The 12,922-nt window shown below is 73.2% G+C and carries 12 protein-coding genes; 7 read left to right on the top strand and 5 right to left on the bottom strand.

All coding sequences use genetic code 11. The annotated features are described in order from the left end of the window. The first annotated feature begins 5 nt into the window (after nt 1-5). The 7 genes from BMW99_RS20360 (at nt 6) to BMW99_RS20330 (ending at nt 7,540) form a co-directional block, all read left to right on the top strand. A complete protein-coding gene (locus tag BMW99_RS20360; protein WP_407640304.1) occupies nt 6-563 on the top strand; it encodes a GTP-binding protein in 558 nt (185 codons plus the stop codon). Nucleotides 564-570: 7 nt separating this feature from the next. After that, nucleotides 571-1,950: a cytochrome P450 family protein gene (locus BMW99_RS20355; RefSeq protein WP_069464723.1), complete on the top strand. Its 1,380-nt coding sequence runs from the start codon at nt 571-573 to the stop codon at nt 1,948-1,950. A gap of 352 nt (nt 1,951-2,302) precedes the next feature. Next, nucleotides 2,303-3,451 (top strand): cytochrome P450, encoded by a 1,149-nt coding sequence (locus tag BMW99_RS20350; protein ID WP_107451624.1) that lies wholly within the window; start codon nt 2,303-2,305, stop codon nt 3,449-3,451. A gap of 6 nt (nt 3,452-3,457) precedes the next feature. Next, nucleotides 3,458-4,225 carry an enoyl-CoA hydratase/isomerase family protein gene (locus BMW99_RS20345; RefSeq protein WP_069464725.1) on the top strand — a complete coding sequence of 256 codons (768 nt, stop codon included), beginning with the start codon at nt 3,458-3,460 and terminating at the stop codon, nt 4,223-4,225. Nucleotides 4,226-4,469: 244 nt separating this feature from the next. Then, entirely contained in the window at nt 4,470-5,726 is a 1,257-nt protein-coding gene (locus BMW99_RS20340; RefSeq protein WP_075017286.1) for a DUF4032 domain-containing protein, read from the top strand. A gap of 229 nt (nt 5,727-5,955) precedes the next feature. Further along, on the top strand, nt 5,956-6,555 hold the full coding sequence (locus tag BMW99_RS20335; protein ID WP_075017285.1) for an ArsR/SmtB family transcription factor: 600 nt from the start codon (nt 5,956-5,958) through the stop codon (nt 6,553-6,555). After that, complete coding sequence (locus tag BMW99_RS20330) at nt 6,527-7,540, top strand: MBL fold metallo-hydrolase (RefSeq protein ID WP_079139061.1); 1,014 nt, start codon at nt 6,527-6,529, stop codon at nt 7,538-7,540. The genes BMW99_RS20335 and BMW99_RS20330 overlap by 29 nt, the downstream gene beginning before the upstream one ends. Before the next feature lie 32 nt (nt 7,541-7,572). Here BMW99_RS20330 and rox read toward each other — a convergent pair whose 3' ends face one another. The 5 genes from rox to BMW99_RS20305 form a co-directional block, all read right to left on the bottom strand. Beyond that, nucleotides 7,573-9,039, bottom strand: a complete 1,467-nt coding sequence (gene rox, locus BMW99_RS20325) for a rifampin monooxygenase (RefSeq protein ID WP_265737207.1) — start codon at nt 9,037-9,039, stop codon at nt 7,573-7,575. A gap of 176 nt (nt 9,040-9,215) precedes the next feature. Then, nucleotides 9,216-9,968 carry a 3-oxoacyl-ACP reductase family protein gene (locus tag BMW99_RS20320; RefSeq protein ID WP_218159308.1) on the bottom strand — a complete coding sequence of 251 codons (753 nt, stop codon included), beginning with the start codon at nt 9,966-9,968 and terminating at the stop codon, nt 9,216-9,218. Between the two features lie 69 nt (nt 9,969-10,037). Next, nucleotides 10,038-10,586: a GNAT family N-acetyltransferase gene (locus BMW99_RS20315; protein ID WP_069465473.1), complete on the bottom strand. Its 549-nt coding sequence runs from the start codon at nt 10,584-10,586 to the stop codon at nt 10,038-10,040. Nucleotides 10,587-10,863: 277 nt separating this feature from the next. Continuing rightward, entirely contained in the window at nt 10,864-11,499 is a 636-nt protein-coding gene (locus BMW99_RS20310) for a TetR/AcrR family transcriptional regulator (protein ID WP_176735594.1), read from the bottom strand. 58 nt (nt 11,500-11,557) lie between these two features. Further along, a complete protein-coding gene (locus BMW99_RS20305; protein WP_069465475.1) occupies nt 11,558-12,505 on the bottom strand; it encodes an SDR family NAD(P)-dependent oxidoreductase in 948 nt (315 codons plus the stop codon). Between the last annotated feature and the right edge of the window lie 417 nt (nt 12,506-12,922).

Below are 12,922 nucleotides of genomic sequence, written 5' to 3'. Positions count from 1 at the left end.
TGCCAGTGGACGCAACTGAGCCCACATGGGTGAAGGTGCTCGTGGTGGGCCCCTTCGGGGTCGGCAAGACCACGTTCATCTCCAGCATCTCGGAGATCGAGCCGCTGACGACCGAGGAGACGATCACCAGTCTCAGCGCGCGCACCGACGACCTGTCCGCGACCCCGGAGAAGTCGACCACCACCGTCGCCCTGGACTTCGGCCGCCTCACGCTGTACGACGACCTGGTTCTGTACATGTTCGGCACGCCCGGCCAGGAGCGGTTCAAGGAGCTGTGGGAGGACCTGACACGCGGTGCTCTGGGTGCACTGGTCCTGGTCGATCCGCGACCCGAGCGGCTGAAGCAGTCCTTCGCCGTGCTCGACCTCGTCGAGCAGTTCGGGCTGGCCTACGTGATCGGCGTGAACCACTTCGACGAGCAGCGGACCTATCCTCTCGACGAGGTCCGTGAGGCTCTGAGCGTCTCCCCCGAGACGCCGGTCGTCGGCTGCGACGTCCGTGATCGTGCCTCATCGGGCAAAGCGCTCATCACTCTTGTCAACCACCTTCTGTCCCTGGACTAGGAACCCCATGGAACATCACGCCGACATCGGCGGCCCGCCGCCCGGTGGTCCCGCTCAGGAGAACGTCAAGCTCTACGGCCAGGCTTTCGGAGCCGACCCCGAAGCCCACTACAACTACCTGCGGACGTTCGGTCCGACGGCCCCGGTGGACATCGCCGAGGGCGTCGAGGCCACCCTGGTGACGAACTACCAGGTGGCGCTCGCCATCCTCAAGGACTCCGCGACCTTCCCCCGGGACTCCCGCAACTGGGCGGCCCTGCAGGAGGGCCGGATACCCGCCGACAGCCCGGCGCTGCCGATGATGGGATGGCGGCCCAACGCGCTGTTCGCCGACGGCGCCGCGCACGCGCGCCTGCGCGCGGCCGTGACCGGCAGCCTGGAGGCCATCGACGTCCAGTTGCTCGCACGGCAGACCCAGCAGGCCGCCGAATACCTGATCAGCCAGTTCAGCAGCCCCGTCGGGCACGCGGAACTGGTGCAGGAGTACGCGGGCCCGCTGCCGCTGCTGGTGTTCGGCACCCTCTTCGGCTGCCCTCCGGAGCTCGGCGACCGGATCATCACGGGCATCACCGGCATCTTCACCGGCACTCCGGGGGCCGACCAGTTGCTGGGCGGCTCGCTGCTCGAACTCATCGCCCTCAAGCGCCGCCACCCCGGTGAGGACGTCACCTCGCACCTGCTGACCCATCAGGCGGGCCTCACGGACGAGGAGGCGATGCACCAGCTCGTCACCATGCTGTCCGGCGGCACGGCTCCGCTGGCGGCCGCGATCAGCACGTGCATCGCGCTGATGCTGGGCGACGACAAGTACGCCATGGGCCGCCTGTCGGTGGAGGACGCCGTCAGCGAAGTGCTCTGGAACTACGCCCCGATCGCGAACTACGCGGGTCACTACCCGGTGATGGACGTCAAGGTGGGGGACCGCGTCCTGCGCGCCAACGACCCCGTCCTGATCAGCTTCGCCGCGGCCAACACCGACCCGAACGAGCGCCGGGACTTCAACGGCCAGGCGCACCTGGCCTTCGGCGCGGGCCCGCACGCCTGCCCCGCCAAGGACCCGGCCTGGGTCATCGCGGTGAAGGCGGTCGAGACGCTGCTGAACCGGCTGCCCGACGTCGAACTGCGGTGCGAGTTCTCCGCGTTGGCGTGGAACCAGGAGCCGTGGACCCGTTCGCTGGTGACGCTGCCGGTGCGGTTCACCAAGCCGGCCCCGCTCCCGCGGCGCGCCGACGGCACGGCCGGTGCCGTACCGGCCGCGGCTCCGGCGGTGGAGGCGGCCGCCCCTGTGCCGTCCGCGCCGTCGGCGGCGTCCCCGTCCGCCCAGGAGGCCCCGCGGCGCCGCAAGGGAATGTTCAGCCGGCTCGTCGAATGGATCAACGGCGAGTGACAACCGGCGCATGAACACCGGCACGTGACAAACGGTGCATGACAAACGGCCCATGACAAACGGCTCATGACAGTCGCGCGTGACGGCGGCGAGTGGCAGAGGCGTGTGGCGCGGGCGAGTGACGGAGACGTGTGACCGAGGCAACTGACGATGGCTAGTTCTGACTGAGTGACAGTTCAACCGCCTGGGTAGGCATAGCGGCCGGTAGCGTGCTGTGAGCCCTCAAGGAGGCATTGTGGAGCCCGCGATATCTCCGCCCGTCGATCAGCGTCGAGCTGCGCCGCTGTTCTCTCGTCTGCGGACAGCGGCAGGCCAGGCGGACCCCTTCCGGATCTACGGAGAATTGCGAGCGATGGGGGAGGTCGTGGCAGCCCCCTGGGGCGGACACGTCGTCACCTCGTACGACCTGTGCGACTACGTCCTGCGGGCGAGGGAGGACTGGCTGGAACCGGATTCGGCATGGCGCAGGCGGCAGCCGGAGTCCACCCGCTGGTCCTCTCCCTCCTCGACGGAGATGAGCCGGACGCTGCCGGCACTCAACGGCCTCGCCCACGCGCGCGTCCGGCGCTCGGCCGGCGGCATGTTCGACCGGTCCACGATCGACGAGCTCCAGGCCCCGGTCACGGTCATCACCAGGAAGCTCCTCGACCGTCTGGAGGAGCAGTTGCACAGCATGGGCGGCGGAGTGGCGGACCTCCACTCCGTCGTCAGCGAGGAGTTGCCGGTGGCGACGATCGGCCACTGGCTGAACCTCCCGCAGGCGGACCTCCCACTCCTGCGGGATCTGACCAGGGACATGGTCTACACGCAGGAACTCCTGCCGTCGGCGAGCCAGTTGGCCCTGTCCGACCGGGCCGTCGCGCAACTGCGCCTCTACTTCCTCACGTTGGTGGCCGAGCGGCGCCGCGACCGGGGTGACGATCCGGTCTCCCGGTGGATCACGGCCTGGGACGAGATCGAGGACGACCAGCAGGCGGCGGACGAGGAGGTCTACCACCTGGCGCTGTTCGTCCTGCTCGCGGCCCTGGAGACGACCGCGACCATGCTGTCGCAGGCCGTCCTCACCCTGCTCGGCCACGAGTGGCAGTGGCGGTACCTGACCCGGCATCCCGAGGGCGTGCCGGGTGCCGTCGAGGAGGCCCTGCGGTACGACCCTCCGACGCATGTCGTCACGCGTGTGGCCCGTACCGACACCTCCCTCGCCGGCGTCGACATCCGCACGGACGAGACCGTGCACCTCATGGTCGCGGCCGCGGGCCGCGACCAGTCCCGGCACCAGGACGCCGACTCCTTCAACATCCATCGCCCGAACCAGGGCCACCTGGCGTTCAGCAGCGGCATCCACTACTGCCTGGGGGCGCCGCTGGCCCGCCTCGAGGCGCAGACCCTGCTGCACGGGCTACTCCGCCGCTTCCCGCGCCTGAGCCTGGCCCGCACACCCCAATGGGCCCCCCGCGTCGTCTTCCGGCGACCGCGGAGCCTCCACGTAGCACTCGCCTGAGAGACCATGATCCCCAACACGCCCTCCTCGCCCTACCAGCTCCTGCGCGTCCACCAGGACGACAAGGTGCTCCGGGTCGAGCTCCACTCGCCCGACACGGGCAACGCGCTGAACGACGCCATGCTCGACGAGCTGCTGGACGTCCTCGGTTCCGCGGCGGTGTCCGACTGCCGGGCCCTTGTCCTGTCCGGCGCCGGCGCGGACTTCTGCGCCGGCGCCGACCGCTCCGAGCTCCGGGACGGCCTCGTGCACGACCCGAGCGGGAGCAGCACGATGGCGAGCCTCGACAAGGGCCGCCGGGTGTGCGAGGCACTGGAGACCCTGCCCGTCCCGACGATCGCCCGGCTGCACGGCCGGGTGATCGGCGCGGGCCTCGTCCTCGCGGTGAACTGCGACCTCCGCATCGCGGCGGACACGGCGGAGTTCCGCATGCCCGAGCTGTACGTGCGCCTCGTCCCGGCGTGGGGCGGCGGCCTGGCCCGGCTCATCGAGCTGGGCGGGGAGTCGCGCATCCTCGAACTGATGCTCACCGGCACCAAGTTCACCGCCGCTTACGCCCGCCAGCTCGATCTCGTGCAGCGGGTCGAGGCGGCCGCGGACGTGGACCGCGCGATCTCGGACCTGTGGCTGCGGCGCCTGCTGCACTGCCCGCCCGAGGCCGTCCACCTCACCAAGCGGCTGTTCGCGCAGCACCGGCGTTCCGGCCGCGGAGCGAGCACGGCGCTGCTCGACGCGGCCATCCTCACCGGCCAGATCCGCACCACCCTGGGCTGACGGCACTCCAGTCCGGGTACCGGCTGGCCCAGGAGTACCCCGCCTTCGTGACGGGGTCCGCCCCCGCGGGTCCCGCGGCGCCGCCGTCCGAGGCGCTCCGGGCGGTGCGGCGGATCAGCTGACGCACGGGCGGGTCGCCGTGTCCGCCCTGTGAACCCGCAGGCCGGACCGCACCCGGGGCGTGGCACCATCGGGCTGCCCGGGACGACAGCGCCCGGCCGGCCCAGGAGAGGACGTCCCCGCCATGCCCCTGCAGATCACGGCGACCGACGCCGACCACCCGTCCGCGCTCCTCGACCTGTGCTGGAACGTCCCGCTGGAACAGTGGCCGGACGAGACCCTGGTGGCGCTCCCCCGCGGCATCTCCCGGCACGTGGTCCGGTTCGCCCGGGCCGGCGACGAGGTGGTGGCGATCAAGGAGGTCAGCCAGTGGGCGGCCGAGCGCGAGTACGGGCTGCTGCGGGACCTGGACCGGCTCGCGATACCCGCGGTGGACCCGATGGCGGTGGTGACCGGCCGCGAGGCCCCCGACGGCACCCCGCTGGAACCGGCGCTGATCACCCGGCACCTGGGCGGCTCGCTGCCGTACCGCGCGATGTTCGAGACGACGATGCGGCCGGGGACGGTGAACCGGCTGCTGGACGCGCTGGCCGTCCTGCTGGTGCGGCTGCACCTGGCGGGCTTCGCCTGGGGTGACTGCTCGCTGTCCAACACGCTGTTCCGGCGTGACGCGGGCGCGTACGCCGCCTACCTGGTGGACGCCGAGACGGGGCAGCTGCAGCCGGAACTCTCGCGCGGGCAGCGGGAGTACGACATCGAGCTGGCCCGGGTGAACATCGCGGGCGAGCTGATGGACCTGGAGGCGGGCGGCTCCCTGCACCCCTCCGTCGACCCGGTGACGTTCGGCGAGGCGATCGCCGCGCGCTACGGCGACCTGTGGCACGAGCTGACCCGCGAGTCGGTGTACCCGGCGAGCAAGCGGCAGTACATCGACCGCCGGATACGGCGGCTCAACGACCTCGGTTTCGACGTGGCCGAGATGCAGATCGAGCGCTCGCCCGAGGGCGACACCGTGACGTTCCTGCCGAAGGTCGTGGACGCCGGCCACCACCAGCGCCAGTTGCTGCGGCTGACCGGCATGGACACCGAGGAGAACCAGGCGCGCAGCCTCCTCAACGACCTGGAGAGCTGGATGGCCACCCAGGACGACTACGCGCCGTCCGGCAAGCTGACCGCCGACGGGCTGCCCGGCGCCCGGCCCGAGGTGCTGGCCCACCGATGGGTGCGGCAGGTGTTCCGCCCGGCGGTGCGGGCGGTCCCGGTCGACCAGCGCCGCGGCATGGACGCGGCGCAGCTCTACCACGAGCTGCTGGAACACCGCTGGTACCTGTCGGAGCAGGCCCAGCACGACGTCGGCTGGGACGCGACCGTCGCGTCCTACCTCACCGACATCCTCCCCCACGTCCCCGACCCGACGGCCCCCCTCCCCGCCGAGGAGTAACCCTCCGACGGAGTACCCACCCCGCCCCGGCGGGGCCCGAGCCCCGACCGCCACGGACCGGGGCACGGCCCCCCCGCGCCACCCACTTGAGCCCGCCGGCCGGGCAGGCGCGTCGCCGGCCGCCGCGAGGCGGCCCGCGGGGGTCGGGGCCGGAGCTTGCCGGGGACCCGCGTGAGAAAAAGCCAAAGAATGCGTTGACATCTGCGGATCCCAAAGTACTCTTTGACACATGGAGATCAGTGACCCGAAGACGATCAGGGCGCTGGCGCACCCGCTGCGGCTGGACCTCATGGAACTGCTGGCGGCGATCGGGCCGGCCACGGCCGCGGAGTGCGGCCGGGAGCTGGACGTACCGCAGGCCAACTGCTCCTTCCATCTGCGGCAGTTGGCGAAGTACGGCTTCGTGGAGGAGGCGGAGCCCGGCGCGGACCGGCGCGAGCGCAGGTGGCGGGTGCCGCCGGAGCAGCCGGCGGTGCGGGTCGCGAGCGGCGCGGCCGTCGTCGGCCGGGAGCTCGAACGGCTCGTGGTCGAGCGGGAGTTGCGCGCCGTGCTGGACTACGGCACCCGCCGCGGCCAGGAGAGCCCCGAGTGGCGGGGCAAGGCCGGCGTGGTCGCCGGGCTCGCGCTCGTCTCCCCCGAGGAGGCGGCGCAGATCGAGGCGGCCTGGCTGGCCCTGCTGGGGCCGTACCTCGCCAGGACCGCGGCGGGCGGCGGGTCGGAACGACACTCCGGGCAGCGCCTTGTCCGGTACTTCATGGCGGCGACGCCGCTTCAGGCACACGAGACGATGGGGGACGGCGATGACGGACACGACGCGGCCGGCAGCTGACACGGCCGAGGTCACGAGCACGGGCACGAGCACGGGCGCGGTGGACTTCACGAGCGCGGCTCCGCGGCCCGGTTCGCTGGACGTGGCCTGGCGGCACGGCACCGGTTCGGCGCGGCGGCGCCGGAAGGACGGCGGCGAGCCGCCGATCCAGGTCCACCACTACGACGAGCACACCGTGATCATGCGGCAGAGCAAGTCACTGAGCTACGAAGCCCCGTTCCTCTACCTGCTGTTCGGCAACGAGCGGGCGCTGCTGCTGGACACCGGGGCGACCGAGGAGCCCGAGCGGTTCCCGCTGCGCGCGACGGTCGACGGCCTGGTCGACGCGTGGCTGCGGGAGCATCCGCGGGAGGACTACGCGCTGGTGGTCGCCCACTCGCACGGGCACGGCGACCACGTGGCGGCGGACCCGCAGTTCGCGGACCGGCCCCGCACCACCGTGGTGCCGCGGGAGGCCGCCGCGGTCCAGGAGTTCTTCGGGCTGGACCCCGAAGTCCCCGACCGTACGGGACGGTTGGACCTCGGCGGGCGTGTGCTGGAGGTGCTGCACTCCCCCGGCCACCACGAGGCGGCCGTCACCCTCCACGACCCTTGGACGGGCGTGCTGCTCACCGGCGACACGGTGCTGCCCGGCCGGCTCTTCGCGTTCGACGCCGCGGCCTATCTGGCGACCATGGAACGCCTGGTGGCGTTCGCGGCGACGCGTCCCGTCACCCATGTGCTGGGCTGCCACATCGAGATGACCGGCCGCCCCGGCCGCGACTACCCGATCGGCGCGGACCACCAACCGCGCGAGCGCGCGCTTGAGTTGACCCCCGCGCACCTCACGGCGGTGCGCGACGCGGCGGCCGCGGCCGCGTCCGCCCCCGGCGTCCACCGCCATCCCGACTTCGTCCTGTACTCCCAGCCCGCCGAGCCCGACCTCAAGCGCCTTCTGCGTCGCGGCCGGACCCACAAGGCGCTGCGCCGCGTCACCGGCCGCTGACGGGGTCCGCACCCCGGCGCGGGAGCCAGGTCTCAGGCCCCGGCGCCGGGCGGGGCCGGGGGGCCGAACCAGCGGTGGAGTGCGGCGGACAGGTCCGGCCGGGCGGTGCCGGCCCAGGCGACGTGGCCGTCGGGGCGGAGCAGGACCGCGGGGACGGTCAGCTCGTCGCTGGTGTCGATGACGTGGTCGACGCGGTCGGCCCAGCCCGCGGCCGGGAGCTCGCCCGTCGGGTCGAGCAGCAGGCCGCGGCCGGTGCGCGTCAACGCGTAGAGGCGGCCGCCCTGCTTCAGCGGCATGTCCTTGAGCCGCGTCCCCACCAGGGGGTGGCCGCCGCCCATGGCGTAACGGATGCCGGTGGCGGTGATCTTCAGGGTCAGGTGGCGGTTGACCTCGTCGAAGTCCATGAGTTCGGCGACGAGGCGGCGTGCGGCCCGCGCCCCCGGGTCGGGTGACATCAACTGCGCCTGCGCGCGGGTGTTCTCCAGGACCTCGGCGGCCACCGGATGCCGCTCGGACTCGTAGCTGTCGAGCAGATCCGGCGGCGCCCAGCCGGCCACCGCCGCGGCGAGCTTCCAGCCGAGGTTGAACGCGTCCTGGATGCCGAGGTTGAGGCCCTGCCCGCCGATCGGCGGGTGGACGTGCGCGGCGTCGCCGGCGAGCAGTACGCGGCCGACGCGGTAGCGCTCGGCCTGCCGGGTGCCGTCGCCGAACCGGGACAGCCAGCGCGGCGCGTGCGCACCGAAGTCGCTGCCCGCGACCGCGCGCAGTCGCTGTCGCAGCTCCTCCAGGGTCGGCGGGACGGAGCGGTCCTCCGCGACGGTGGCCGCGGGCACCACGACGCGGTGCGCGCCGTTCCCGGACGGGCCGATGCCGAAGCGGAGTTGGGTCCTGCGCACCTCGGCGACGGCGGCGGCGACGATCTCCGGTGAGGCCGTCAGTTCGACCTCGCCGAGCAGGGTGTCGGCCCGGTTGGGCTCGCCGGGGAAGCCCACGCCGAGCAGCTTGCGGACGGTGCTGCGGCCGCCGTCGCAGCCGACGGCGTAGCGCGCCCGCAGGGACGAGCCGTCCGTGAGGGTGACGGTGACGCCGGCCTCGTCCTGGCTCAGCCCGGCGACCTCGCACCCGCGCCGGATCTCCGCGCCGAGTGCGGCGGCGCGCTCGGTCAGCAGCCGGTCGGTCACCGGCTGCGGGATGCCGAGGACGTAGCCGTGCGCGGTGTCCAGGCCGCCGGCCGGCGGGGGCTTGCGGATCCCGGCGAAGAAGCCGCCGAGCGGATACCGCTGTCCGTGCGCGAGGAACTCCTCCAACAGGCCGCGCTGGTCCATCACTTCGATGCTGCGCGCGTGCAGCCCGAGCGACCGGACGACCGCCGTCGGCACGGTGTCCCGCTCCAGCACGACGACGCCGACGCCGTGCAGCCGCAGCTCCCCCGCCAGCATCATCCCCGTGGGCCCGCCGCCCACCACGACGACGTCCACCCCGTCGAACCCACCGCTCAAGAGAATCCCCTTCACCCGCGTATCGCCACACATGGCACGAACCCGGCATATCGCCGTTTTCCGCCACCGGCTGGGAATTCTGCACCACGAGGGGGCCCTTGCGGCAAGGCCCCCCACCAGCTATAGCTTGAAAATGGAGGGGCTCTCCTCCAGCATCCTCCGGCACCCCACCGCCGTCAGGCGGTGAAGGCGCCGTCGACGGGGAGGGTGGCGCCGGTGAGGTAGCGGGTGGCGGGGGCCGCGAGGTGGGCGACCGTGGCGGCGATCTCTGCGGGAGCGGCATAGCGGCCGAGGGCCGTCAACCCGGCGATGGCGGCGGCGGAGGGGCCGTCGGCGGGGTTGGCGTCGGTGTCGGTGGGGCCGGGGTGGACGAGGTTGACGGTGATGCCGCGGGGGCCGAGTTCGCGGGCCAGGCCCTTGGTGAGGCCGATCAGCGCGGTCTTGCTCATCGCGTAGAGCGCGAGGCCCGGGAACGCGGCGCGGACGGCGACGTTGCTGCCGATGCTGATGATGCGGCCACCGGTGCCGCCCGCGTCCATGTGGCGCACGGCCGCCTGGGAGGCGACGAACGCGGCGCGGACGTTGACGGCGAGGGTCCCGTCGAGATCGGCGAGGGTGACGTCCTCCAGCGGGCCGGCCAGGAAGATCGCCGCGTTGTTGACCAGGACGTCCAGCCGGCCGTACGTCGCCGCGGTCTCGTCCACGGCGCCGACGAGCGCCGCGGCGTCCGCGTTGTCGGCCTGGAGGGCGAGGGCGCGGCGGCCGGTGGTGCCCTTGATGCGGTCGACGACCTCGGCGGCCCGGTCCGCGCCGGTGCGGTACGTCAGCGCGACGTCGGCACCCTCCTCGGCCAGGCGCAGGGCGATGGCGGCGCCGATGCCGCGGCTGCCGCCGGTGACGAGGGCTGCGTGTCCTTCGAGTGGGTTCATGCGGTCGATCATGGTGCGGCGATCCGCGGGGTGCTGGCGGGATTCAGCCGTCGCACTCGGCCGCCGCCCTCACTCCGCGGTCAGCTCGCGCGCGTACCAGCGGCCGGGCTTGCCGCCGAGGTGCGCGGGGTCGGCCGGGCCGACGAGGGTGAACCCGGCCTTGGCCAGGACCCGTTGGGACGCGACGTTCGCGTCCGACGTCCCGGCCTTGAGCGTGCGCACGCCGTGCCGTTCCGCCGCGAACCCGCACAACGCGCGGACGGCCGCCGTCGCGACACCGCGCCCGGCCGCGGACTCCGCGACGCGGTACCCGAGTTCGGCCGTACCGTCCTCGATGTCCACGAGGTTGAACCGGCCCAGCACGGAGCCGTCTTCGGCGACCAGCACGTAGAACGCGCACCCCCCGTCGGCCTGTTCGGCCAGCAGCGCCGTGAAGAACTCGGTGAACCGCGCGAAGTACTCGTCGCCGCGGTCCGAGATGAAGCGCGTGAAGTAGGCCCGGTTGGCGCGCTCGAACGCGAGGACCGCGGGCGCGAGCCCGTACTCCAGGCGCCGCAGCACCGCGCCCGCGGGCGCGGCGGACCCGACCGGTATGTCTCTCTCGACCTCGGCTGCCATCCCCCGACCCTATCCCCGCGGGCCTGGGCACGCCCCGGGATATTCGCCGGGCTTCGGCGGAGCCCGGGCCCCGCGGACGGATAGCACATCTCCCACCTCGCGGCCGGGCCCCGACACCCGGGGAACGGCCACGGGCCCCCTTCCCGGCCGCCGGGCGGGGGGTGAGCGCGCGGCGAGCCGCGCCGACGACTGACAACGGGAGGCACCCGGCCGCCGGGCTGAGGCGCGCGTGCGGGGCAGGCGCCGCGGGACGGGCCCGGGGCGGGACGGACGCGGCCTAGTCCCCCGCCGGACGGCGGTACGCGCCGTGCCACCAGATGCGGGCGAGCTCGCGGGCGAACGCCGCGTCGCCGCGGCCGTCGTCGACGCGGATGTGGTGGGCGATGGCCTGGGCGCCGCCCCAGACGATGACGCGGCTCGCCGCGACCGCGTCGAGGTCCGCGGGAGTGGAGCCGGCGGCCTGTTCCGACCGCAGCGTGCGCAGCACCGTCTCGTCGAAGCCTTCGAGGTCGGCGGTGTAGAAGTCGCTCACCGCGGCGTCGTACGCCGCCGCCTCGCGTACCGCGGTGAGCACGCCCTGGTGGGCGCGGTGGATCGCGAGCACGTCCTCGAAGTACCGGGCGAACCGTTCGGCCCCCGCGCCCTCGCCCGCCGGGTCCCACTGCCGGGCCAGCGCCAGCACCGACTCCCGCAGGTCGTCGCTGAGCTGCACCAGGACGTCGGACTTGCCCGGGAAGTGGGCGTAGAAGGTGGCCCGGGAGACCCCCGCCTCCTCCAGGATCCGCTGGACGCTGATCTCCGAGTAGTTCTCGCCGGCGTCGAGCAGCCGCTCCAGCGCGGCCATCACCTGGGCCCGGGTGGCGGCCGAGCGCGCGGCGTGGTGGTCGGCCTGGCGTCGGGTCACGGGTCTCATCGGGCACCTTCCAGTCTGTTCGCGTGCGCGCGGACCGGGGTCCGCGGGCCTCAGTCCATCAGAACGCGTCCCCCTGCACCACGGGGAGTGCCAGGTCCCACAGCCGGTCCGCGGCCGCGGGGTCGACCGACCACCTGGCGACGCCCGCCATCACCTCCGCGCCGCCGTCGACGACCTCCGACTCCTGGTTGTCCTCGAAGTACCGGCCGGTGACGCCGTCGAGGAGCGGGGAGGCCGCCAGCAGCACGGTGGTGGCCGCACCCTGGGCCGGGGTCTTGTAGAAGTCGGGGGTGAGCAGGTTGCCGTCGTCGTCCATCGCGCCGAACGCCCGCATCGTCGCCGGGTCGAGGTGGCGGGTGAGGTTGGTGTGGATCCAGCCGGGCGCGCACGCGTTGGCGGTGATGCCGTACTCGGCCCAGCGGCGGCTGACGCCGACGGCGAGCAGCACGTCGGCGGTCTTGGACTGCGCGTAGGCGACGAAGGGGTCGTAGGCGCGGTGCTCGAACTGCGGGTCGTCGAGGTCGACGCCCGCGCGCAGCTGCGCGCCGGAGCTGACGACGGTCACGCGCGGCGCGTCGGCCTGCCGGAGCGCGTCGCGCAGGCCGACGGCCAGGGCGAAGTGGCCGAGGTAGTTGGTGGCGAGCTGCGTCTCCCAGCCCTCCGCGGTGAGCTGCCGGGTGGGGAGCATCATCACGCCGGCGTTGGCCACGAGGGCGTCGAGCGGCCCGCTCCACGCGTCGCAGAAGGCCCGGACGGACCGCAGGTCGGCCAGGTCGAGGGCGGCCACCCGCATCCCCGGGAACTCCTTGGCCAGCGGCTCGGCGGCGGCGGGGTTCCGCGTGGCCACGGTCACCTCCGCGCCCGCCTCCGCGAGCGCGCGCACCGTCTCGACGCCGAGCCCGGAGGAGCCGCCCGTGACGATCATTCGCCGCCCGCTCAGGTCGACTCCGTCGAGGATGTCCGCGGCGGTTGCGCGCACCCCGAAGGGGGTGGTGGTCAGCGTCATTCCAGTCCCTGCTTTCCGTGTCTTTCCCCCGGCACCGGGTGCTGCGCGTCCACCGGGGTGTCGCTTCCACCATACAGCGTGTCCGGATACACCGTCCGGGTTGCACCCGGGGGCCGACGGGGTGCCACCGGGGCTTTTGGGGTTCGGCTTCCGTCCTGCCCCGCGCTGCGCGCTGCCGTCTGCGGGTCTCGTCGTGGCTGTTCGCGCCGTTCCCCGCGCCCCTTCGGGGCTCGTCCTGCCCCTTGCGGTGCGTCGCCGTCCACCGGCCGGTGGGTGGTTGCTCGCGCAGTTCCTCGCGCCCCTGGTGTGCGTGCCCTTTGTTCGTGGGGTCGGGGGCGCTCCGGAAGCGTCTCCTCGGAAATGTGCATACGGGTACCTCCATCGACGCACCCGGGGGCCGCGCACATTTCGCTGCGG

The sequence above is a fragment of the Actinacidiphila rubida genome (assembly GCF_900110255.1).
Taxonomy (GTDB): Bacteria; Actinomycetota; Actinomycetes; order Streptomycetales; family Streptomycetaceae; genus Actinacidiphila; species Actinacidiphila rubida.
The sequence above is the reverse complement of the archived record's forward strand: the minus strand, read 5'-3'. Positions and strand labels throughout refer to the sequence as shown.